The following is a 21,306-nucleotide window of genomic DNA, read 5'->3' on the forward strand; positions in this document are numbered from 1 at the left end:
GTACGGGAGAGGGGACGGGGGATCTGGCAGCGGGGGCGCTACTGCGGGGCGGGGACGACGGCGGGGGTCGCCATGCCGTTGGCCGCGAGATCGACGTGGTCGACCACCACGCTCCGCACCAGCACTCCGGGGAAGTCGTCAAAACGCTTCAGGGCGTCAGCGATGGCGTCCGTGAGCGTTTCGGCCGGAATGACGCAGAGGAAGCCGCTGTAGCCCGGGCCTTCCTCCAGCCCGATGCCTCCCTCGTGGAAGCGGTCGAGCCCGTTGAAGGTGTCCTGCTGTTCCTCGGTCAGCGGGGCGTCAAGTACAAGGTTGAAGTACCAGCTACGCACAGTTGCGGTGCCTCCATGTGAACCGGTCGATCATTTTCGCTTCCTCCCCTGGGCTCTGCGGGGTGCAGGACACCCCGACGGTCTTGCTGCAAGGGCAGCACAGCAGATAACCCCATGTGTGGCCGTTCCCGGTGCGTGTGACTTTGAGGCCCGCCGCTTCCGCCCGTTTCAGCGCGGCCTCGACGTCCTTCTTCTGATGCCGGTCTCCCAGAGCCATGCCACCACCTTCTACGCGCAGCGGGCGGACGAGACCCCGGCAACCGGCGCACACCCCCCGGACGGGGGACCGCCGGACTGCGGACGGACAGGCCAGCGAACCCCGGCCCTCCCCGGTACGGGAGAGGGGACGGGGGATCTGGCAGCGGGGGCGCTACTGCGGGGCGGGGACGACGGCGGGGGTCGCCATGCCGTTGTCCGCCAGCGCGACGGGGTCCAGTTCGACACTGCGCACCAGGACCCCGGGAAGATCCTCAAAGCGTTTCAGGGCGTCAGCGATGGCGGCGGTGAGGGTGTCGGCCCGGACAACGCAGAGAAACCAGCTGCTGGCCGGTCCCTCAACCAGTCCGATGCCTCCCTCGTGGAAGCGGTCGAGCCCGTTGAAGGTGTCCTGCTGCTCCTCGGTCAGCGGGGCGTCGAGCATGAGATTGAAGTGCCACGAACGATCAGACACAGGCTCGGTGCCTCTTGATGAAGCCATCGACTTTCTTTGCCTCTTCTCCGGGGTTCTGGGGTGTGCAGGTGACACCTACCCACTCACGACACGGACAGCAAATGACATACCCCCAAATATGCTTCTTCTTCTCGTGCTTCACCTTGAGGCCCGCCGCTTCCGCCCGTTTCAGCGCGGCCTCGACGTCCTTCTTCTGATGCCGGTCTCCCAGAGCCATGCCACCACCTCCTACGCGCAGCGGGCGGACGAGACCCCGGCAACCGGCGCACACCCCCCGAACGAGCGACCGCCGGACTGCGGACGGACAGGCCAGCGAACCCCGGCCCTCCCCGGTACGGGAGAGGGGGAACGGGGCCGGCCCGCCGGCTGCTGTCACACCGCCGACTCCGGCTCCAGCGCGGGCGGCGCGGGGACGACGGCGGGGGTCGCCATGCCGTTGGCCGCCAAGGCGATGGGGTTCAGTTCGACACTCCGGACGAGAACTCCGGGCAGGTCATCGAAGCGTTCCAGGGCATCAGCGATGGCGGCGGTGAGGGTCGTGGCGCGGATGATGCAGATGAAGCGGGAGTAACCGGGCCGTTCAGCCAGCCCTAGGGACCCGTCGTGGAAGCGGTCGAGATGGTCAAGGGTGTTGGACTGCTCCGGGGTAAGCGGGGCGTCCAGCACGAGGTTGAAGTGCCACTCACGCTCCGTTGCCGTGCTGGTGTTCTCGGACGAACTCATGAATCCTCTTCGCTTCCGTTCCGGGGCTCCTGGGGGTGCAGGAGATGGTCACGTGATCGCTGCAGGGGCAGCAGATCACGACACCCCAGGCGTGCCCGTTCCGCTTGTGTGTGACTTTGAGGCCCGCCGCTTCCGCCCGTTTCAGCGCGGCCTCGACGTCCTTCTTCTGATGCCGGTCTCCCAGAGCCATGCCACCACCTCCTACGCGCAGCGGGCGGACGAGCCCCCGGCAACCGGCGCACACCCCCCGGACGGGGGACCGGGGCACGCGGCGGACGGACCGGCGAACGGCCCCGCCCTCCCTGCGGTACGAGAGGGGGAACGGGGCCGGCCCGCCGACTGCTGTCACACCGCCGAATCCGGCTCCAGCGCGGGCGGCGCGGGGACGACGGCGGGGGTCGCCATGCCGTTGGCCGCCAGGGCCGTCTCGTCCAGTTCGACGCTGCGGATCAGCACCCCGGGCAAGTCCTTGAAACGGCTCAGCGCGTCGGTGATCGCCTCCGTCAGGGTCCCGGCGGGGAAGGTGCACCAGAACTCGGCCGTCTGCGGCCCTCTGACCAGGCTGGCCCGCCCGTCACTGAAGCTGTCCAAGTGGAACAAGGTATCCAACTGCCCGGGATTCAAAGGTTCCTGAAGGTGCAGGGTGAAGTTCCAGTCACGCACAGTTCGTGTGCCTCCGTGTGAAGCGATCAATGTCCCGGGCCGTGTTTCCGGTGTTCCGAGGGGTGCAGTACACCGCGATATCCGCGCTACAGGGGCAGCAGACCACCCAACCCCAGTTATGACCGTTCCTGTCATGTGTCACTTTGAGGCCCGCCGCTTCCGCCCGTTTCAGCGCGGCCTCGACGTCCTTCTTCTGATGCCGGTCTCCCAGAGCCATGCCACCACCTCCTACGCGCAGCGGGCGGACGAGACCCCGGCAACCGGCGCACACCCCCCGGACGGGGGACCGGGCCCGGTCGCCAAGTGGGCAGCCCGGAAGATGCGGTGCCCGGGGCGGCGCTGGGAGCGTGGGCGGGGCGCGGGGCGCGGACGCCTGCGGCACCGACCTGAGGAAGGACACGTATCCATGAACGTTTCCCCCGCTCCCGGGGCGCTCGCTCTCGCCGACGCCTTCACCACGGCGGCCGCCGGTGAGGTGCCGGGCTCGTTCGGCGCGCTGGCGGCGAGTGTGTGGCGGGACGGGAAGGCCACCGGGGACGCGCTGGCGGCCGTGCCGGTGCTGGTGGACGCGCTGCGGGAGGCTCCCGGGGACCGCACGGGGTATGTGGCGGTGCTGCTGGGGCTGCTGGCGGAGTCGGAGTATCCGCGCCTGGACGGTCCGCTCGCGGATGCGGTCGGCGGGCATCTGGAGACGTATCTGGAGCTGCTGGCCGCCCGGGCGGGCCAGGTGCCGCTGCGGCTGGCGCTGGTGTATCTGCTGGCGCACTTCCCCGCCCGCCGGGAGCGGATTGTGGCGGCCGTGGCCACCACGGAGCTGGAGGAGGAGGACCGCTCGCGGCTGGAGCGGGCGCTGGCCGTGTTCGACGCGGCGGCCCCGGATCTGGGGCGGGTGTGGCCCGCGCCGTCGGCGTGGACCCTGAACGCGGACGAACGCGCCTTCGACCAGGGCTGGATCAGGGAACTGTCGCGTGAGCAGCGGGTGGCGGGCTGGGAGGACGACACCCGGACCGTGCTGGGCTGTATGGGCGCCCGCGCGTACTGGGCCCTCGGGCACGGCACGCCGCGCGATCTGCCCGCCGCGCCGGTGCCCGCGCGGCGTGAGGTGGCCGCGCCGGTCGCCGGCGCGGCGCTGTTCGCCCCGCATCTGGGCGCGCTGCGCTGCCCCGCGTGCGCGGGCGCGCTGGCCGGTGAGGGCGGTGTCGCGTCCTGCGGCGGCTGTGCGGCGCGGTATCCGGTGGCGGGCGGCATCCTCGATCTGACCGCCCCCGTGGCCGGCGGGGAGGCGGGCGCGGACTTTTTGGAGAAGCTGTCGCGGGTGCCGAGTATGGGCCTGTTCTACGAGGCGGTGGCGCGGCCCGCGTTCCTGCGGGTCTCCGGCTCCAACTGGGGCGGCGCGGTTACCCCCGGGGACGAGGACGCCTATCTGGCCGCGCATGTACGGCCGGTGGACGGGCCGGTGCTGGATCTGGGCGCGGGCGCGGGCCGGTGGACGGCGGTGCTCGCCGAGGCGGTCGGCGCCGGGCGGCTGATCGCCCTGGACAGCGCCCTGCCCATGCTCACCGTGCTGCGCGGGCGCCTGCCGCAGGTTCCGGCGGTGCTGGCGTCGGCGGCCGAGCTGCCGTTCGCCGACGCCTCGCTGGGGGCGGTGGTGTGCTGGAACGCGCTCCAGGCGTTCTACGCGGACGCGGGCGCCGCGATCGCCGAGGTCGGGCGGGTCCTGCGGCCGGGCGGCACGTTCACCCTGATGACGTTCCGCCGCTCGCAGGATCCGGTGTACGGGTATTTCCAGTCCGCGCACCGTTTCCCCCAGCACCAGGGCGGTCTCCAGCTGTTCGACCCCGCCGATCTGAGGCGCTGGCTGAGCAACGCGGGGCTGGTGGTGCGGGAGGAGTCCGGTCCGGGAACGTTCGTGTTCCTCACCGCCGTACGCGAGCACTGACCGCCCCCGCCCGGGTCCCCACCCCCCACCCGGCGGGGGCCGGTGTCACCGATCCGCGAACCATCCGTGAAGGGGAAGCCCTGTTCATGACCCGGTACGACGACGCCCCGCCCGCCCAGCTCGCGGTCCCCGGCACCCCCGCCTACCAGGAGGCCACGGCGGTCTTCAACCTCGCCGCCCCCGCCCGCCCGCAGGCGGCCGTCACCGCCCGCACGGTGGCCGAGGTTCGCGCCGCCGTCCGCGAGGCCGCCGCACGCGGCCTTCCCGTCCGGGTGCACACCACCGGACACGCGAGCGGCGCCCGGCGGCCCGTGACCGCCGGGCTCCTCATCCGTACCCGTATCGGCGGCGGGGTCCGCATCGACCCGGAGCGGCGGGTGGCCCACATCCCGGCCGGGACCACCTGGGGCGAGGTCGCCGCCGCGGCGGCCCCGCACGGGCTGGCCGCCGCGCACGGCTCGGCCGCCGGAGTCGGGGTCGTGGGCTACCTGCTGGGCGGCGGGGTGAGCTTCTACGGCCGCCACACCGGGCTCGCCGCCAACACGGTGCGCGCGATCACCCTGGTCACCGCCGGCGGTCAGCAGGTGCGCGCCAGCGCGGACGGGGACCAAAAGCTGTGGTGGGCGCTGCGCGGCGGGGGCGGCGGGTTCGGCGTGGTGACCGGCGTGGAGATCGGCCTGTTCCCCGTCACCCGCGTGGTGACCGGCGCCGCGTACTGGCCCGCCGCGCTCGCGCCACGGGTGCTGGATGTGTGGCGGGCGTGGGCGGCGGACGCGCCGCGGCGGGTGACGACGTCACTGCGGCTGATGCGGCTGCCCCCCGTCCCCGGCGTGCCCGCGGTGCTGGCGGCCGGGCCGGTGGTGTGTGTGGACGGCGCTGTCCTGGCCGCCACCGAGCGGGACGTCCCCGCGGCCGAACGCGCGGCGCGGGAACTGCTCGCGCCGCTGCGGGCGCTGGCCGCGCCGCTGCTGGACACCTGGGCCCTCACCGGCCCGGCCGGGGTCCTTCACGCGCATATGGACCCGGCCGGCCCGGTCCCCTTCATCGGCGACCACCTCCTGCTGGGTGATCTGGACGCGGCTGGCGCGGACGCGTTCCTGGGCGCGGCGGGCGAGGATTCCGGGTCCCCGCTGGCCCTCGCGACGCTGCGCCAGCTCGGCGGCGCGTTCGTCGGCGCGCCGCCGGACGGCGGTGTGCTGAGCCGGACCGGTGCGGCGTTCGCGTATATGGGCTCGGGGCCGCCGTTCGGGCCGGTGACCGTCGCCGGCCTGGTACACCACCGTACGGTGGTACGGGCGGCGCTCGCGCCGTGGGACACCGGCCGCACCCTGCCCTCGCTGGTCGAAGACGCGGGCGCGCCCCAGCACCATCTCGATGCCGGGGCGGTCGCCGCCGTGGACCGGGTACGGGACCGGATCGACCCCCACGGCCTGTTCACCCAGGACATCACCCCCGGAGCCACCGCCAGGCGCTGACCTGAAATTCCCCGGCCCCTCGTCACGCGGCCCGCGCCTGCCTCCTGAACAGACCACAAAGCGGTACGGGCCGTACTTTTCTGTGGTCACAGGACCGGCCCAGGCCGGCACGGCACGGCACGGGGCCGGGACGGGCCGGGACGGGGGCGGGGGCGGGGGCGGGACGGGGGCGGGACGGGCCGGGGGCGGGACGGGGCCGGGCCAGGCCGGGCCAGGCCGGGGCGGGCCGGGGACGGGACGGGGGCCAGGCCGGGGCGGGACGGGGGCCAGGCCGGGGCGGGGCGGGCCAGGCCGGGGCGGGGACGGGCCGGGACGGGGCCGGGACGGGGCCGGGACGGGGACGGGGGCGGGGGCGGGACGGGGGCGGGACGGGCCAGGCCGGGGCGGGCCGGGGGCGGGGTGGGACGGGGCGGCCGGTGTCCTGGCGGCGGCGCGGCAGGACGCGGTAGCCGGTAGCGGCGGAGTGGTCGCGGGCGCGTGCCGCGTCCTGTCACATCGGAGACACGGGACCACGTCGGTCACCGGGTACATACGGCCCCGGCCGCCAGCGGCCGAAGTGAGGTACTGGTGCCCGGTGCCGGTGAGGACGCGTAGGCGGACCAGGCATGGCGGCTGCCCACCCGCACATCCGGGATGACAGAGAGCAGCAGCAGCAGTTTCAACACCCAGGCACTGAGCGGGCTGGGTGGTGCGGTCCACCTCGGGAAGTACTTCCGTCACTGATCCCCACTCACACCACCAGCCCGCACCCCCGTATCCACACCCCGGACAACAAAAGCGCAGGCCACTACCCCGTATCCGCACCCCGGACAGGAAGAGCGCGGGGCGTTATGTCCGCGCCCCGGACAGGAAGGGCGCGGGCCATTGCCCCGTGTCCGCACCCCGGACAGGAAGGGCGCGGGCCATTGCCCCGTGTCCGCACCCCGGACAGGAAGGGTGCGGGCCATTGCCCCGTGTCCGCACCCCGGACAGGAAGGGTGCGGGCCATTGCCCCGTGTCCGCGCCCCGGACAGGAAGGGTGCGGGCCATTGCCCCGTGTCCGCGCCCCGGACAGGAAGGGTGCGGGCCATTGCCCCGTGTCCGCGCCCCGGACAGGAAGGGTGCGGGCCATTGCCCCGTGTCCGCGCCCCGGACGGGAAGGGGGCGGGCCGTCCGCGTGCCCGGGGCCGTCCGTGTCCGGGGCTGGGGGCGTGTCCGGGGCTGGGGGTATGCCCGGGCCCCCGGGGACGGCGGCCGGGGGGCCGGGTACCCGGGGGCCCGCTGGTGCCGGCGGCGACAGGCCCGGCGGTGGGGTTACTTGAAGGTGACGATCTGGCCGCCGCCTTCGGCGGTGGCGTTGCCGAGACCGACCTGGGTGGGAGTGGTCCTGGCGTTGACAATGCCCCAGACCTTGCCGTCGGCGGTGACGGTCGCGGCGAAGGAGGACCGGACGGTGACGGTCTCGGTGATCTTGCCCTGGGCATCAGAGGTGACACGCTTGGCGGCGGCGGCGTTGCAGCCGTAGGTACCGGGCTCGACGAAGGCGCACTGGCCGAGGTGGAAGGCGGTATGCGGGGTCAGACCGGAGGCGGTGACGGTCACGGCCTGCCCGTCGGCGAGGCCCGTCACCTGGGAGACGGTGACCACCGGCGCGGCCGGTGCGGCGGGGGCGGCCGGTGCGGCGGGGGCGGCGGGGGCGGCCAGCGCGGCGGGCTGGACGGCCAGGGCCAGGCCCGCGCCGAGAGCGGCGACGGCGGCGAGACGGGCGGCGGCGGAGCGGCGGGGCGTGCGGGTCATGGCGGACTCCTTGCGATGAGTGGGGGAGCATCAGGAGGCTTGAGGGAGCGGCGGTCGTGCCGGGCCGCTCTCCCCTGGTACGCCCATCACCGTAGGCGGGCATCGACGCCCCCCACATCTTTGAGGTTGCTTCACACAACTGACCCGGTCCGGAGGGAGAGGGCACGGGGGAAGATGCGCCGGGCCGGCGGGGGGCGGGACGCTGCCCGGTGGGCTCCCGCCCCGCTGGTGCGGGCATGCGTACGGGTGCGCGTGTGTGCCGGTCCGCGGACGCACAGCGCACGCGGGCGGGGGTCTCCTCCTCAACACGCGACGACGGGAAGAACACGCAGATGAGTGCAGGCACCGTTCCCAAGGCCGGGCGGAAGGAGTGGTTCGGGCTGGGAATCCTCGCCCTGCCCACCCTGCTCGTGGCCCTGGATGTGTTCGTGCTGCTGCTGGCGCTGCCGCACCTGAGTGCGGATCTGGGCGCGGACAGCAACCAGCAGCTGTGGATCATGGACATCTACGGCTTCATGGTGGCCGGGTTCCTGGTGCCGATGGGCACGCTCGGGGACCGGATCGGGCGCCGCAGGCTGCTGCTGACCGGCGGCACGGTATTCGCAGCGGCGTCACTGCTGGCGGCGTTCGCGACCAGCCCCGCGATGCTGATCGCCGCGCGGGTGCTGCTGGGGGTCGCGGGCGCGGCCATCAGCCCGTCCACGCTGGCGCTGATCTCCCAGATGTTCCAGGACGCCAAACAGCGGGCCGGGGCCATCGGGATGTGGGCGAGCTGCTTCACCCTCGGCGCGATCATCGGCCCGATGCTCGGCGGTCTGATGCTGGAACACTTCTGGTGGGGCTCACTGTTCCTGCTGGGCGTGCCGGTGATGATCCTGCTGCTGATCGCAGGGCCGAAGGTGTTGCCGGAATCCTCCAGCGAGGACGCGGGCCGGATCGACCTGCCGAGCGTGGCGCTGAACCTGGGCACGGTCCTGCCGGTGATCTACGGCATCAAGGAAAGCGCCCGCAACGGGTTCGGTACGCTGCCCGCGCTGGCGATCGTGACCGGAGTGGCGCTCGGTGTGGCGTTCGTACACCGTCAGCGGACCCTGAAGTCCCCGCTGCTGGACGTCACCCTGTTCAAACACGGCCGGTTCAGCGCCTCCCTGCTGGGCCTCCTCGCCTACAGCCTGACCGGCGGCACGGTAATGCTGCTGATGACACAGTACTTCCAGGCCGCACGGCAGATGACACCATTCGAGGCCGGGCTGGGCCTGCTGCCCGGGATGGCCGCAGCGACCGTGTCGTTCATGGTATGCCCGCTGATCGCCCGCCGGATACGGCCCGCGTATGTCATCGGCGCGGGCATCACCGGCGTCACAGCCGTCCTCGCCGTCTTCACCCAGATCGGCACGGCCTCAGGAACCGGGACACTCATCGCCGGGTTCGCCGTCTTCTCCTTCTGCGGCGCACCACTGGTAGCACTGGGCACCCACATGATCGTCGGCACCGTACCGCCACAGAAAGCCGGATCCGCCGGAGCCCTCTCACAGATCAGCAACGAGTTCGGAGCCGCACTCGGCGTAGCGACCCTGGGCACCCTGGGCCTGACCGTCTACCGGAACGAAATCGACAGCACAGTACCCGAAACCATCCCGGCCGCAGCAGCAGAAGCCGCCCGTGACAGCGTCTCCGGCGCCGCAGCAGCCACCGAGAGCCTGCCCCCACACCTCGCAGACGCGTTCATGAACCCCGTACAGACCGCGTTCACCAGCGGCATCCACACCGTCACCGCAGTCAGCGCCATCCTGATCACCACAGCCGGAACCCTCTTCGTCACCCGGATGCGACACATCCCACCCATCGGAAAAGAACAAACCACAACACCCAAACACACCAAACACACTGGAAACACCGAACACACTGGAAACACCGGAAATACCGGAAACACCGAAGAAAAACAAACCCTCACAACCTAACAACCCAACCCCCACACACACCCACACACCACAGACCCACACCCCCGGCCCACTGGCCCCGGCCCGGACACCAAGGGCGACACGTAACCCGCCGGCAGGTTTCACCGGCCCAGCCAGCGAGCGAACGGACAACGCCAGGGCAGGAACGGGCCCACAGCACCCGGGAGGAGTGGCCACCACTGCCCCTGCCCCTGCCCCTGCCCCAGCCCCAGCCCCTCACAGCTAACCCCGGCCCCGGGGCATCACCCAGCACCGCATACCCCACCGCCGTAGCTCTACGAGAACAGGGCGCTGCCCAGGACCACCGGGGCTGCCGAGGTCATCCCCGGGGCCACGGGGTCATCGGGGTCATCCCGGGGCTTCCAGGAACATCCGGGCTGCCGGGATCACCAGGCCCGCCGGGAACATCCGGGTCACCGGGGCCGGTGGCGGGGGGATCGCCGACGGGACGGGTAGTCGGGTCATCCCCCTCCAGAGGGAACCAGCTTCCCAGGCCGGTGTCGTACACATGCACCGGCCCGCCCCGGGTACCGCTGGTACGGAACGGGCGCCCGCCGTCATCGATCCGTACCACCCCCGAACGGTCCCCGCCGCTCCACTCCAGCTCCAGGTACCAGTCGCAGTCACAGTCCACCGTACGGGCGGTGACCAGGAACACCTCGGGGTCGCGGACCGAGACACGGTAAGGGAAGGAGACAGCGGGAATCACGGCCCCGGCATCGCTGCCGGGCACCGGACGCACGGCGGGACGGGCGGCATCGAGATCGAGATCGAACCGGCGGGGCGTCATCGCCCCGCCACAGCTCATGCCCATCTCATATACGTTACGCGGCTGTACCGGCCGCTCAGCGGCCACCCGGACCCGCAACCCCTGAAGCACCACTGCCTCCTCGCCACGGCCCTGAACAGTGACCCGGACCAGCGTGTCCCCGCCATGGACCGCACCCACAGAACGGGCCCAGGGCCCGGCATCAGCCGCCGACGGTGGCGGCGGAACCTGCGCCGCAGGCCGGTCGATGAGATAAGCATGACTGCACCCGCCCGTCCACAGATGCTGATCGACATTCCACGTGAACGGCAGCCCACGAGCAGCAACCCCCGGCGGCACAGCCGGGAAAGGCGAGACCGAGGGCAGACCCGGACCCGGCCGTGCCGCACCCGGCCGAGACGGCCGGACAGACGGCCCGCCCGGTACGGCAGGAGCCACCGCACCCGGCACAGGAGACACCACCCCCGACGACCCCGGCACGCCCGGCACTCCAGACGAAGACCCAGAAGCACGAGCGGACGGGACAACGGAACCCGCCCGGCCCGGAGCGGCAGCCTGCTCCCGGCCCCCCGGGCCCCGCCCGCCACCATCCCCCGCCACGACAGGCGAACGCTCAAACACCGACAGGACCACAACAGCCACAACACTCACAGCAGCGACCAGCACACCGGCCCGCCGCCACACCCCACCCACCGGGCCGACCGGGCGCCTCCCCCACACACCCACACCCCCACCACCCGCTCCCGACACAGAGACAGAAGCACCGGTGCCGTCACCGGCGTCGGCCACTCCACGCACAGAGACAGGAGCGGTTCCAGAGACGGCGGCTTCAGAAACAGCGACCGCTCCGCCGACGGAGACGAGAGCGGCCCCAAGGACGGGAACCGCGGCTTCAGAGACGGGAACGGGAACCACGGCTTCGGAGGGACCGGCGGAGCCAGCCGTACCAGCCACCGCGACCGCATCGGCGCGGTCGACAATGACAGCGCGAGTGACAGTGACAGCGCGAGTCACGACACAAGTTCGCACTGGGGCTGGGGCTTGAGACGAACCGGAAACCTCACCCCTGTCCGGAGCATCAGCGTCGGTGAGGGGACGGGTGCCGGTGACGGCGTCGCCTTGGGTGCCAGTACCCGTGACAGCACGGGTCTGGGTGCCGGTGTCGGTGTCGGTGCGGGTGCCGGCATGGGGGTGAATACCGGCGTCGGTGACGGCGTCGGCGCGGGCTTGAGGGGAACCGGAGACCTCACCCGCACCCGGAGCATCGGCCGTGGCCCGCGCCCCGGCGGCATCAGCGCTGCCGGGGGCCGGAGCTCCGGGGACCTTGAGGGTGCCGGGAATGCCCGAGGTCTCGGAGATACCGGGAGTGCCGAGAGTTTCGGAGATGCTGGGGATTTCAGGAGCGTTGGCAGTTTCGGGAGCATTGGGAGTTTCGGGAGCGTTGGGGGCTGTCGCCGGGGCGGTGCCGCGCGGGGGGTTCCCGCCGCGGCCCGGGGCGGGCTGGGGCGGAGGGCCGGGTATCCCGGCCGCGTCCCGCTCCAGGGCGCGGGGGGTGGCGTGAGCACGGGCCGCGGCGGCCACGGTCTGACGTCGGCGGCGTTCACCATCCGCGAGCACCCACAGACGGTGCAGGGCGATCAGGTCCTCACCCCGGCAACCACACAGCCGCGCGAGACGTTCGACCGGGGCGAACTCCAGCGGCACGACATGGCCGGAGCAGTAACGGTGCAGGGTGGAAGCACTGATTCCCATCCGGCGGGCCAGTGCCTGGTAACTGCGGCCCGAAGCCTGCCGTATCTCCCTCAGCCGGTACGCGAACGCCTCAGTCTCCCACTCGTGCGCGCTCAACCGATCCCGCCCCCCGGGTATTGCGGGGCGGTGTTCCACCCCCGTCGGGTAATGCCACGTCAGCGGCGGTGGAATGGTTCCACCGTTCCACCACCCCCCGCCACGCTTGCCGCCACCACCCCCTCTGCCGAAAGCTGATGACCGCCCAGACGAGCCGTCCAGCGCAGAAAAAGAAACAGGGGAAAGGCGACCCGGTGGACATCCTCCGCACCGCCGCCGTGACCACCGCGGCCCCGGGAACGGACACGGCACCACGCCACGGCACAGGCCAGTCCAACCGCCCCACCCCACCGCGCCCCGGCCAGCTGAGCACGGAAACGGCCGGGCGGCCCCACATACCTCAGGACCGCCCGGCCACACCCACCCACACCAACACCCACGCCGTGCGGATCCGTTCCGTATGGATGTGACACATGGTCACGGCCGCCCGGCGGCCGCCCCACCCACCCGCCTATCTATCTATCTATTGAGGAGTGCTCTGTGATGCGTTCATCCGCGTTGCGTACACGCTGTATTGCCGTGGCCCTGGCGGCATCGGCGCTGCTGGCCGCCGGTGCGACCTCCGCCCAGGCCGCCGGAGACAGCGCCGCGGCAGCCCCCCGCCCGGCAGCCGTGGCCGAGGTACGGACCTTCACCGGTTCAGGGATGGGGGTATACCCCTCCGACGCCGTCGACGGCGCCGTCCGCATGGCCTACACCATGGCGCAATGGGCCGGCTGGCAGGTCAACCAGTGCCACGTCCGCGCGACATCCGTCCGCTCCGTCGGCGGCGGCCTGTACTCCGCCGTAGCCGACCTCTTCTGCCAACGCTGAACCACGTCCGCAGTGTTGCGTTCACCCATAGCCACGCTCACAACAGGAGATCCGACCGTGATGACCTCGATCCTGGTACGCGCTGCTACCGCCCTGGCTCTGGCAGGCCTGGCCGTGGCAACACCATCTGTCGCACACGCCACCAGCACCCCCACCAGCACCAGCACCAGCACCAGCACCAGCACCACGGGTGCGCGCGAAACCCAGGTATTCACCGGAACCTCGTATGAACAGAGCTCAGGCAAAGCGAAGCGCGAAGCAGAGAACCAGGCCCGCCGCCACGCGCTGATCAGCGGCTACCTCCACGAACAGTGCGTAGTCCTCTACGCCTACTCCGACGGAGCCGGTTTCGGGCACTGGTACGGCTACGCCGCCATCCGCTGCACCCGCTAACCCACAAATACAGGCCCCGGGACCAGCCACAGTGACACCCCGCCCCGGGACCAGCCAGCGTGGGGCCCCGCCCGGCCCGTAAGGACCCGGCGGGGCCCACAACACCCGCGACCACCTACCAACTCAACCGCAACAGACACCAAAACAGAGCCACACACACGCAGTGAAACAAACGGAGTGGAAAACGGTGGACAACGCCGGGCTCGGTGCTGGGATCACTCAGCATGTAACTCTTCCCGCCACCCACCCACCTCACCTCACCCACCCACTGACACCCAGCGCGAAAACCGCCGCCAACTCCCGGAATGATTCTCCGTACAACCCTACGTACAACGATGATCAAGCATCACCGCATCGAATTCCCCGGACGCCGCGCATCCCCCTGCACCACATCCATCAAGCCCGCGACTCCCGCACCGGCATCCCCGCAAGCCATTGAGCAAACCCACCCAAAACTGAAGTAAATAACACCCACACCACACCACAACCCGACGCAAACCCCACCCCCCACACCGCAACAAAGAGTAAATCCCCTTGGCGGCACATCGCATTGACGCGGCCAACCCTCACCGCGACTTGTTCAAGTCGCACTCCGCCGGTCAGCAGCACTTGCCAGTTCACCCGTACCGGGAAAAGGTCGACTCAGCCATATGTCCCGGCGAACCCCTACGGGACAACAATGGGGAGAGGGGCATCAAGAATCCGGTGGTCCTCATCACGCCGAGCAGAACAGCGTCATCGATAACCGGCCGTGAGCCGCCGAGAGGATCCTCCGTGTCCACCGTGCCCTTCCCGCAGACCCGCACCGGTTCTGTCTCCGAAAGCGTCCTCGTTCGCCGGGGTCGCCGTCGGGTCGAGGCCCTCAGGGTGGATCTCGACAAGGGAGTTTGGAGTCCGACCGCGCTCGAAGCGCGCGTCGCCGACATGCTCGTCACCGCGACCGCGGCCGACGGGATGCTCACCTCACGGCGGCTGCGGGCCGGTCTGTGGGAAGGGAGCGTCACCATGCTCTCGGCGAACGGTGGGCGGTTCGCGCAGGTGCTTGCCAGTCTCGTGGCCGTCCTGGACGACCCGGACTTCAGCGCCTTCGATCTCCTTGACACCGCCGGTGAGCTCGTCATGGCGATCACCGCGTTCGGTCGGATCACCCCCGTCCGAACCACCTGACGTACAGGGACCCGCGCCCCAGGAACCTGAGGCAGGTCGGCAACCTGAACGCCTCAGGGGTGGATGGGATGCCGTGGGGCGGTGGCGAGGCCGGGGGTGCGCTCCAGGTTCCAGGACGCCGGGGCGGCGAAGGCGCCAGGGGCGGGGAGTCTCACCGTCTTCCCCTGCTGACCACCCTCCCGGCACCCGCTGTGTCCGCCTGGCCCAGCCCGCCCGCCAGCTCCACCTCGTCCGTCTGGTCCGCCGCACCCGTCGGGTCAGGCAGCACGGACAGGTGGCCATCCCGCCATATCCCGACCGCCCACACCAGGAACCGGCTGACGGGTCGGATGGGCCCGCGCCGTGCCGGAGTCACACAGTCCGTGTGTCGTGGTCCGCTCCCCTTGGCAGGCGCCCGCCGCATGGCGCTCAGCCTCGCGCACCGGTCACCGGGCACACCGCTCCGGCGGTGTCTCCTCCTTCTTGAGGCGCGCTTCCTCCTTCAGCCGCGGGCGATGTGCTCGTGGCCTCGGGTGCGCAGATGTAGCGCACCTCGGTCAGTTCCTCCGACAGCTCCCAGAGTCGCGCCCGCGCGGCGTGGTCGCGCGCGGCCCGGCTGGAGCGGGCGGGGCCTGGTGTGCCACGGCTCTCGAAGAGCCGTGACGGGCCCAGATAGGCGCCACCCGGCACCGTACGGTCCGTGGCGGCCCGCAGTGAGGGCAGCGCCGCGCGGTCCACGGGCTGGGCCAGACAGCGCAGACCCACTGCGGCGAACGGCCGGACCAGCGCGGGCGGAGCACCGTCCCACAACCCCGTCGGCGACAGGCCGGGATGCGCGGCGACGGAGACCGTGGCGGCTCCGGCCAGGGCCAACCGGTGCTGGAGTTCCCGGGCGAACAGCAGGTTGGCCAGCTTGGACCGCCCGTAGGCGGCCGCCGACTGGTGACCGTCCGCCAACCATGCCTCGTAGGGGCCGATGGCACCGCCCGCGCGATGCGCCAGGCTGGTGACGGTGACGATCCGGGAGTGCGGAACCTGCGTCATGCGGTCGAGCAGGAGCCCGGTGAGGGCGAAGTGCCCGAGGTGGTTGACGCCGAAGTGCGGCTCGAATCCGTCCTCGGTACGCCCGTACGGTGGGAACATCACCCCCGCGTTGTTGATCAGCAGATCCAGGTGGTCATGCCGGGCCCGTACCCGTGCGGCGGCGTCCCGTACGGAGTCCAGCGACCCCAGGTCGAGGTGGACGACCTCGGTGCTGCCGCCGATCCGCGCGGCGGCGGCGCGGCCGCGGTGCTCACTGCGGCAGGCGAGGACGACATGCGCGCCCCGAGCGGCGAGGGTGCGGGCCGTCTCCAGGCCGATACCGCCGCTCGCGCCCGTGATCAGGGCGATCCTTCCGCTCTGGTCGGGAATGTCCGCGTGGGACCACGTCACGTCGCTCTCCTTGGGCATGGACATCAGGGGTGTCGCCGGTGCCGGGCGTAGCGGGAACGGGGTGCGCGGGGCTCAGCGGCCATCGCCGTACCCCTGTTCCACGACGCGCTGGGCCGCGGCGTCGTAGTAGGACGGATCCGAGGGGACGCCGGTGGCGAGCCCGTTGACGTACCGGTTGTACATGGCGAAGGCCGCGGCGATCAGGACCGTGTCATGGATGTGGTCGTCCGTGGCGCCCTCGGCCCGCGCCTTGGCGATCACCTCGTCATCGACGGGGGCGGCCCGCTCCTGGACCCGCGCCGCCACCCTCAGCAGGGCGTGTGTCAACGGGCTGACGGGCGCTCTGTCCACGTCCGCCAGTACCGAGGCGACCAGTTCGGTCCCGCCGTCGAGCTGGGCCGCCGCGAACGCGCTGTGTGAACCGGCGCAGAAGTCGGTGTGGTTCAGGTGTGAGACGTACGCGGCGATCAGCTCGCGTTCCCCCCGGCTGAGCGGCGAGGGGCCGCGCAGCAGGGTCTCGGCGAGCTGGGACAGGACGACCGCGGTGTCCGGGCGCTGGGCGAACAGCCCGCTGATCCCGGGGAGGTCATGCGTGATCTCGATATGAGGCAACGTTCGTGCCCTCTCTGCCGGAGTGGTGGGTCCGCCGTCGTGATGACGGACTACCTGGAGTGGCGGACCTGCTGGAGTGACGGGACCGCTGGAGTGGCGGACCTGCTGGAGTGACAGGACCGCTGGAATACGAACACCCCCGCGGTACCACCCGCCCTCCCACCAGGCCGGCCGGAGTGACACGGACCGCCGGAGCCATGGCCCCAACACCTCATCGTCGGAATCCACGCACACCACGGCCAACTCCGTGCGTGCGGACCTTGCCGTACACGAAGCCTGCCCCCGCCACACCGCGCGGGTGGTCCTGGCGGCAGCCGTGGCGCAAGCCCTGCACCTACCGTCGGCGGTCCACGCGCCCTACCGTGAACCCACGCACGGCGCCGGGAGGCGTCATGAGCGTCCGGCGTCGATCCCGCCGGGCGGAGGGTTCGGCGAGTACGGCACCACAGCTCCGCACGGGGGAAGTTGGTCACCGTCGCCCCCGCCGCCCACGATGAGGCACTGATCCACTCCGAGAGAAGGGCACGCCCATGCCACATATCGCCATCACCAGCGAACTTCCGGGCATCAGAGGGCTGATGACCGATCGCCCCGATACGGCGGCGCCCCTGAACGCCCTGACCGAGACCCTGTTGCGCGGGCCCTCACCGCTCAGCCGGGGGGAACGTGAGCTGATCGCCTCGTACGTCTCCGAACTCAACGCCACCCGCTTCTGCGCCGACACCCACGGAGCGGCCGCGGCGGCCCAGCTCGATGGCGGGGCCGACCTGGTCAAGGCCGTGCACAGCGATCCGGACGCCGCCGCCCTGACCCCGTTGCTGCGCTCGTTGCTCCGGATCGCCGCCGAGGTGCAGGCACAGGCCGCGCCCGTCTCCGTGGAGGCCGTCGCCGCCGCCCGGGCCGAGGGCGCCACCGATACCCATATCCATGACACCGTGCTGATCGCCGCCGCCTTCTGCATGTTCAACCGTTATGTCAGCGCGCTGGGCACCTCGCTGCCGACCGAGCCCGGTTACTACGACGAGGCTGGCAGACGGATCACCACCCATGGCTACACCGCCGTCATCTGAAGGAGAACCGGCCCGCATGTCTGCGCCATCCACGACGACGGCCCACCGGCGCGCGGTCACCGCGACCGTCGTCGGCAACTTCATCGAATCCTTCGACTGGCTCGCCTACGGACTCTTCGCGCCGCTGTTCGCCGCCCAGTTCTTCCCGTCCGGAAACTCCCTCACCTCGGTACTCGGCGCGTTCGCCGTCCTGGGCGCGGGGGTCCTGATGCGTCCTCTCGGCGGCATCCTCCTCGGCCGCTTCGCCGACCGGCGCGGCCGTCGGCCCGCGCTGATGCTCGCCATCTCCCTCATGGCCGGTGGCTCGCTGCTGATCGGCCTCACCCCGACGTACACGCAGATCGGTCTGCTGGCCCCGCTGCTGCTGCTCCTGGCCCGGATGGCCCAGGGCGTCTCGCACGGCGGTGAGTGGCCCGCCGCGGCCGCGTATCTCATGGAGGTCGCCCCGGAGCGGCGCAAGGCCACGTACGGCAGTCTGTTCTCACTCACCACCAGCGCCGGGGCGTTCACGGCCTCGCTCCTCGGGGGCGGTCTGACCGCCGCCCTCGGACCTGCGGCCATGTCCGACTGGGGCTGGCGGATTCCCTTCCTCGTCGGTGGCGCGCTCGGCCTGTTGCTCCTCGTACTGCGTACCCGGCTCACCGAGACCGAGGTCTTCCAGCGCGACGCCCGCGCCCACCGCGACCGCGGCTCCCTGCGTCAGGTGCTCGGCACCCATCGGCGTCAGGTCCTGCTGGCCGCCCTGCTGGTCGCGGGCACCGGTACCGTCGCCGGCACCTGGACCGCGGTGGTTCCGGCACTGGGCAACCGTCTCGCGCCGCCGGGAACGATGTTCTGGGTCGTCGTCACCGCGACCGCGCTGCTGATGGCGCTCACCGTGCCCATCGGACTGCTCGCCGACCGGGTGGGCCCCACCCGGCTGCTGATCGGGGTCTCCCTGCTGTTCGCGGTGGCCGGTCCCGCCACCTATCTGACGATGGCGGGCACCTTCACCAGTCTGTTGCTCACCTACGGCACCGGAATCCTCTATCTGGCCAGTGCCACCACGGTCCTGCCCAAGCTGCTCACCGAGCTCTTCCCGGCGTCGCACCGCGCGCTCGGCATCGGTCTCCCGAACGCCGTGACCACCGCCGTCCTCGGCGGGGTGACCCCGGCGGCCGCCACCTTCGCCGCCCAGCACGACGCTTCCGGCTGGTTCATCGGCGCGGTGACCGCCGCCGTACTGGTCACCCTGCCCGCGGCCGTTCTCGCCCGCGGGGCGGCGGTCTCCCCGACGACGCCGGTGCCGCCCGCCGACAGCTCCGAACGCGCCCCGGCGGTCGCCGCTGGGAGCCGCTGACGTCCGGACGCCCCGCCGTCCAGCGGCCAACGTGTCGACGGCGCCTCGGGATCGCGCCGCTGGTGGAGCGGCGCGACGGACCGCTGCCATCCGGTTCACCTCCGGCCAGGGTGTCTCCGTACCACGGAGGCACCTCGGCGACGATATGTCCGGACCATGCTGACGGGCCATCATGTGACGCTGACTCGGCGTCATCACGCGCGGGCCGGGCACGCCCTGGTGCCCCCGGGTTCACTCCATCGGGACCCCGTTCCGTAATCTGTGCGGACCGAGGGGATGGGGCGGGATAGACACGTGGAGAACTCACAGGGCACCGGCGCGGGTCTGCTGCTCGCCGGGCGCTACCGGCTGACCGAGAGCATAGGCCAGGGTGGCATGGGCCGGGTCTGGCGCGCCCATGACGAGCTGCTGAACAGGGTCGTCGCCATAAAGGAACTGACCGCGGGCGTGTACGGCTCCGAGGCCGACCGCGGCAGGCTCCACGCCCGTACCCGTACGGAGGCCCGCGCGGCGGCCCGGATCAGCCACCCCGGAGCCGTCACCGTCCATGACGTACTCGACCACGATCAGCGGCCGTGGATCGTCATGCAGTACGTCGACGGCCACTCGCTCGCGGACGCGCTCGCCACATCCGGACGGATCACCCCGGTGGAGGCCGCGCGCATCGGGCTCCAGGTGCTGGGCGCGCTCGACGCCGCCCATAGGGCCGGGGTGCTCCACCGGGACGTGAAGCCCGCCAACATCCTGCTCGGCGCCGACGGCCGCGTGCTCCTCACCGACTTCGGGATAGCCGCGATCGAGGGTGACTCGACGATCACCCGGACCGGGGAGATCGTGGGGTCCGTCGAGTATCTGGCCCCGGAGCGGGCCTGGGGTCAGGATCCGGGCCCCTCCTCCGACCTCTGGTCGCTGGGCGCGACGCTCTATACGGCGGTCGAGGGCGAGTCACCGTTCCGGAGGTCCTCACCGCTGACGACCCTCCAGGCGGTGGTGACCGACGAGGTGAGGCCGCCGCACACCGCGGGCCCGCTCACCGCAGTGATCCTCGCGCTGCTCCAGAAGGACCCGGGGGCGCGGCCGTCGGTGACCCATGTGGCGGGGATGTTCCGCTCGGTCGCCGAAGGCCGTGCGGCGAACATGACGGGTTCCGCGACGAACATGACGGGTTCCGCGGCGGACCTGTCGGGTTCCGCGGCGGACCTGTCGACCCACCCGACAGGTTCCACGACCGCCGCGCCGACCCACCCGACAGGTTCCGCTACGGCCGCGCCGACCCGCCCGACGGAGTCCACGGGCTTCGCGCCGACCGGTCTGACGGTCCCGCTGCCCGCGTCAACGGGGAACGTCGGGGGCCCGGCCCCCGGGTTCGCCGAGCCGCCGACCATGGCAGGAGGGCAGGTCGCACCCCACACCCCGGCGCCCCCGCCCCGCCGGAGGAAGGGGCTGATCCTGACGGCCACGGCGGCCTCCCTGGTACTGGCCGCGCTGATCGCTCTCGGTGTCCGTTACGCCATCACCAACGGGCAGGAGGACGGGTCCTCCGCCAACGGCGGCACGAAGGGGGGCTCCGCCGCGCCCGGTGCCTCGGGTGCCTCGAACAGGCCGGCGGCGGAGCGCGATGGAGGTGAGGGCGGCAAGGCGAAGGGCACCAAGCCGTCCGTCGGCGCCCGGTCTCCGGGGACCTCCTCGGGCACACTCCCCGACGGCGGTGGCGACACCGTGCCCCGGGGCTGGCAGCGGGTCCAGGACCCGGCGGGTTTCAGTCTGCTCATTCCCGAGGGCTGGACCCGCACGACATCCAAAGGCCAGATCGACTACTCCCCCGACAACGGCCTGCACCGGCTGCGCATCGGCATCAACCGCGCACCGGACTTCGATCACCCATACCGCCACCTTCTCTCCCTGGAGAAGCAGCTCCGGCGGAAGCTCCCCGACTACCAGCGGCTGATGCTCGACTCCAACAGCTACCGCGACTACCGCAAGTCCGCGCGGTGGGAGTTCTCCTGGACGGAGAAGCAGCCGTTCGCCGGGCCGCGCCGGGCGATCGACCAGATGTACTACGACGAGAAGGGCGTCGAGTACGCCCTGTACCTGGACGGCCCTGAGGAGGACTGGCAGGAGATGCGGCAGCAGTTCCAGACCGTCATCCAGGGCTGGCGTCCACCGCGCTAGGTTTCCTGCCCAACCCGTCCGCCGGGTGAGCGGAACCGGGCGGCGGCACCGTTCGCGCCGCCATCGACACCGGCACCGCGTCCGCCTGGTATTCACCACCTTGTGGTGAGCACCGGACGCCCGCCATCCGCGCGACATCGCCGCCCGGCTCGCCATCACCAACGGGACGAA

At 71.5% G+C, this 21,306-nt stretch carries 20 protein-coding genes and 1 pseudogene; 9 read left to right on the forward strand and 12 right to left on the reverse strand.

Going from position 1 to position 21,306, the window contains the following annotated elements; all coding sequences use genetic code 11:
• Nucleotides 1-38 precede the first annotated feature (38 nt).
• From ACFVIM_RS10840 to ACFVIM_RS10870, 7 genes are all read right to left on the reverse strand, one after another.
• Nucleotides 39-332, reverse strand: a complete 294-nt coding sequence (locus ACFVIM_RS10840; RefSeq protein WP_384300351.1) for a hypothetical protein — start codon at nucleotides 330-332, stop codon at nucleotides 39-41.
• Nucleotides 325-549, reverse strand: coding sequence for a hypothetical protein (locus ACFVIM_RS10845; protein ID WP_384300352.1), 225 nt, complete (start codon nucleotides 547-549; stop codon nucleotides 325-327). Before ACFVIM_RS10845 ends, ACFVIM_RS10840 begins: the two co-directional genes overlap by 8 nt.
• A gap of 153 nt (nucleotides 550-702) precedes the next feature.
• Nucleotides 703-1,029, reverse strand: a complete 327-nt coding sequence (locus ACFVIM_RS10850; protein WP_384300353.1) for a hypothetical protein — start codon at nucleotides 1,027-1,029, stop codon at nucleotides 703-705.
• Nucleotides 995-1,219, reverse strand: coding sequence for a hypothetical protein (locus tag ACFVIM_RS10855; RefSeq protein WP_384300354.1), 225 nt, complete (start codon nucleotides 1,217-1,219; stop codon nucleotides 995-997). Before ACFVIM_RS10855 ends, ACFVIM_RS10850 begins: the two co-directional genes overlap by 35 nt.
• Nucleotides 1,220-1,374: 155 nt before the next feature.
• Nucleotides 1,375-1,725, reverse strand: a complete 351-nt coding sequence (locus tag ACFVIM_RS10860; RefSeq protein ID WP_384300355.1) for a hypothetical protein — start codon at nucleotides 1,723-1,725, stop codon at nucleotides 1,375-1,377.
• Between the two features lie 345 nt (nucleotides 1,726-2,070).
• Nucleotides 2,071-2,388 (reverse strand): hypothetical protein, encoded by a 318-nt coding sequence (locus tag ACFVIM_RS10865; protein ID WP_384300356.1) that lies wholly within the window; start codon nucleotides 2,386-2,388, stop codon nucleotides 2,071-2,073.
• Complete coding sequence (locus ACFVIM_RS10870) at nucleotides 2,381-2,605, reverse strand: hypothetical protein (RefSeq protein WP_384300357.1); 225 nt, start codon at nucleotides 2,603-2,605, stop codon at nucleotides 2,381-2,383. Before ACFVIM_RS10870 ends, ACFVIM_RS10865 begins: the two co-directional genes overlap by 8 nt.
• Nucleotides 2,606-2,794: 189 nt before the next feature.
• Here ACFVIM_RS10870 and ACFVIM_RS10875 point away from each other — a divergent pair, with 189 nt between their 5' ends.
• On the forward strand, nucleotides 2,795-4,327 hold the full coding sequence (locus tag ACFVIM_RS10875) for a methyltransferase domain-containing protein (RefSeq protein WP_384300358.1): 1,533 nt from the start codon (nucleotides 2,795-2,797) through the stop codon (nucleotides 4,325-4,327).
• A gap of 86 nt (nucleotides 4,328-4,413) precedes the next feature.
• Nucleotides 4,414-5,802, forward strand: coding sequence for an FAD-binding protein (locus ACFVIM_RS10880; RefSeq protein ID WP_384300359.1), 1,389 nt, complete (start codon nucleotides 4,414-4,416; stop codon nucleotides 5,800-5,802).
• Nucleotides 5,803-7,095: 1,293 nt separating this feature from the next.
• Here the strand turns inward: ACFVIM_RS10880 and ACFVIM_RS10885 are convergent.
• Nucleotides 7,096-7,578, reverse strand: a complete 483-nt coding sequence (locus ACFVIM_RS10885) for an enediyne antibiotic chromoprotein (RefSeq protein ID WP_384300360.1) — start codon at nucleotides 7,576-7,578, stop codon at nucleotides 7,096-7,098.
• Between the two features lie 332 nt (nucleotides 7,579-7,910).
• Here ACFVIM_RS10885 and ACFVIM_RS10890 point away from each other — a divergent pair, with 332 nt between their 5' ends.
• On the forward strand, nucleotides 7,911-9,539 hold the full coding sequence (locus tag ACFVIM_RS10890) for an MFS transporter (RefSeq protein ID WP_384300361.1): 1,629 nt from the start codon (nucleotides 7,911-7,913) through the stop codon (nucleotides 9,537-9,539).
• 319 nt (nucleotides 9,540-9,858) lie between these two features.
• On the opposite strand, the gene ACFVIM_RS10895 is transcribed toward ACFVIM_RS10890, so the two are convergent.
• Both ACFVIM_RS10895 and ACFVIM_RS10900 read right to left on the reverse strand, forming a co-directional pair.
• Entirely contained in the window at nucleotides 9,859-10,353 is a 495-nt protein-coding gene (locus tag ACFVIM_RS10895; protein WP_384300384.1) for a hypothetical protein, read from the reverse strand.
• A gap of 1,599 nt (nucleotides 10,354-11,952) precedes the next feature.
• Nucleotides 11,953-12,516, reverse strand: a pseudogene (locus ACFVIM_RS10900) (helix-turn-helix domain-containing protein); the annotation flags it as partial.
• Nucleotides 12,517-12,675: 159 nt separating this feature from the next.
• Between ACFVIM_RS10900 and ACFVIM_RS10905 the strand changes: the two are divergent.
• The 3 genes from ACFVIM_RS10905 to ACFVIM_RS10915 all read left to right on the forward strand — a co-directional run bounded on the left by ACFVIM_RS10905 (nucleotide 12,676) and on the right by ACFVIM_RS10915 (nucleotide 14,529).
• Entirely contained in the window at nucleotides 12,676-12,969 is a 294-nt protein-coding gene (locus tag ACFVIM_RS10905) for a hypothetical protein (RefSeq protein ID WP_384300362.1), read from the forward strand.
• A 60-nt stretch (nucleotides 12,970-13,029) separates the two neighbouring features.
• Nucleotides 13,030-13,362, forward strand: coding sequence for a hypothetical protein (locus ACFVIM_RS10910; protein WP_384300363.1), 333 nt, complete (start codon nucleotides 13,030-13,032; stop codon nucleotides 13,360-13,362).
• Nucleotides 13,363-14,136: 774 nt separating this feature from the next.
• The gene (locus tag ACFVIM_RS10915) at nucleotides 14,137-14,529 is read left to right on the forward strand and encodes a hypothetical protein (protein WP_384300364.1); all 393 of its coding nucleotides are present in this window, start codon (nucleotides 14,137-14,139) and stop codon (nucleotides 14,527-14,529) included.
• A 408-nt stretch (nucleotides 14,530-14,937) separates the two neighbouring features.
• On the opposite strand, the gene ACFVIM_RS10920 is transcribed toward ACFVIM_RS10915, so the two are convergent.
• Entirely contained in the window at nucleotides 14,938-15,942 is a 1,005-nt protein-coding gene (locus ACFVIM_RS10920) for an oxidoreductase (RefSeq protein WP_384300365.1), read from the reverse strand.
• Between the two features lie 72 nt (nucleotides 15,943-16,014).
• Nucleotides 16,015-16,554: a carboxymuconolactone decarboxylase family protein gene (locus tag ACFVIM_RS10925; RefSeq protein WP_384300366.1), complete on the reverse strand. Its 540-nt coding sequence runs from the start codon at nucleotides 16,552-16,554 to the stop codon at nucleotides 16,015-16,017.
• Between the two features lie 530 nt (nucleotides 16,555-17,084).
• Between ACFVIM_RS10925 and ACFVIM_RS10930 the strand changes: the two genes are divergently transcribed.
• The 3 genes from ACFVIM_RS10930 (at nucleotide 17,085) to ACFVIM_RS10940 (ending at nucleotide 21,135) form a co-directional block, all read left to right on the forward strand.
• Nucleotides 17,085-17,624, forward strand: coding sequence for a carboxymuconolactone decarboxylase family protein (locus tag ACFVIM_RS10930; protein WP_384300367.1), 540 nt, complete (start codon nucleotides 17,085-17,087; stop codon nucleotides 17,622-17,624).
• 16 nt (nucleotides 17,625-17,640) lie between these two features.
• Nucleotides 17,641-18,963 carry an MFS transporter gene (locus ACFVIM_RS10935; protein WP_384300368.1) on the forward strand — a complete coding sequence of 441 codons (1,323 nt, stop codon included), beginning with the start codon at nucleotides 17,641-17,643 and terminating at the stop codon, nucleotides 18,961-18,963.
• A gap of 294 nt (nucleotides 18,964-19,257) precedes the next feature.
• Complete coding sequence (locus tag ACFVIM_RS10940; RefSeq protein WP_384300369.1) at nucleotides 19,258-21,135, forward strand: protein kinase; 1,878 nt, start codon at nucleotides 19,258-19,260, stop codon at nucleotides 21,133-21,135.
• The last annotated feature ends 171 nt before the right edge of the window (nucleotides 21,136-21,306 follow it).

Origin of the sequence: Streptomyces sp. NPDC057638 (assembly GCF_042800315.1) — a bacterium.
Classification (GTDB): Bacteria; Actinomycetota; Actinomycetes; order Streptomycetales; family Streptomycetaceae; genus Streptomyces.

What these genes read in the sequence shown, in the direction of transcription:
- ACFVIM_RS10870 (WP_384300357.1), bottom strand. Translation starts at nt 2,605, where the DNA reads ATGGCTCTGGGAGACCGGCATCAGAAGAAGGACGTCGAGGCCGCGCTG.
- ACFVIM_RS10935 (WP_384300368.1), top strand. Translation starts at nt 17,641, where the DNA reads ATGTCTGCGCCATCCACGACGACGGCCCACCGGCGCGCGGTCACCGCG.
- ACFVIM_RS10910 (WP_384300363.1), top strand. Translation starts at nt 13,030, where the DNA reads ATGACCTCGATCCTGGTACGCGCTGCTACCGCCCTGGCTCTGGCAGGC.
- ACFVIM_RS10895 (WP_384300384.1), bottom strand. Translation starts at nt 10,353, where the DNA reads ATGGGCATGAGCTGTGGCGGGGCGATGACGCCCCGCCGGTTCGATCTC.
- ACFVIM_RS10845 (WP_384300352.1), bottom strand. Translation starts at nt 549, where the DNA reads ATGGCTCTGGGAGACCGGCATCAGAAGAAGGACGTCGAGGCCGCGCTG.
- ACFVIM_RS10930 (WP_384300367.1), top strand. Translation starts at nt 17,085, where the DNA reads ATGCCACATATCGCCATCACCAGCGAACTTCCGGGCATCAGAGGGCTG.
- ACFVIM_RS10880 (WP_384300359.1), top strand. Translation starts at nt 4,414, where the DNA reads ATGACCCGGTACGACGACGCCCCGCCCGCCCAGCTCGCGGTCCCCGGC.
- ACFVIM_RS10855 (WP_384300354.1), bottom strand. Translation starts at nt 1,219, where the DNA reads ATGGCTCTGGGAGACCGGCATCAGAAGAAGGACGTCGAGGCCGCGCTG.
- ACFVIM_RS10875 (WP_384300358.1), top strand. Translation starts at nt 2,795, where the DNA reads ATGAACGTTTCCCCCGCTCCCGGGGCGCTCGCTCTCGCCGACGCCTTC.
- ACFVIM_RS10860 (WP_384300355.1), bottom strand. Translation starts at nt 1,725, where the DNA reads ATGAGTTCGTCCGAGAACACCAGCACGGCAACGGAGCGTGAGTGGCAC.
- ACFVIM_RS10890 (WP_384300361.1), top strand. Translation starts at nt 7,911, where the DNA reads ATGAGTGCAGGCACCGTTCCCAAGGCCGGGCGGAAGGAGTGGTTCGGG.
- ACFVIM_RS10885 (WP_384300360.1), bottom strand. Translation starts at nt 7,578, where the DNA reads ATGACCCGCACGCCCCGCCGCTCCGCCGCCGCCCGTCTCGCCGCCGTC.
- ACFVIM_RS10850 (WP_384300353.1), bottom strand. Translation starts at nt 1,029, where the DNA reads ATGGCTTCATCAAGAGGCACCGAGCCTGTGTCTGATCGTTCGTGGCAC.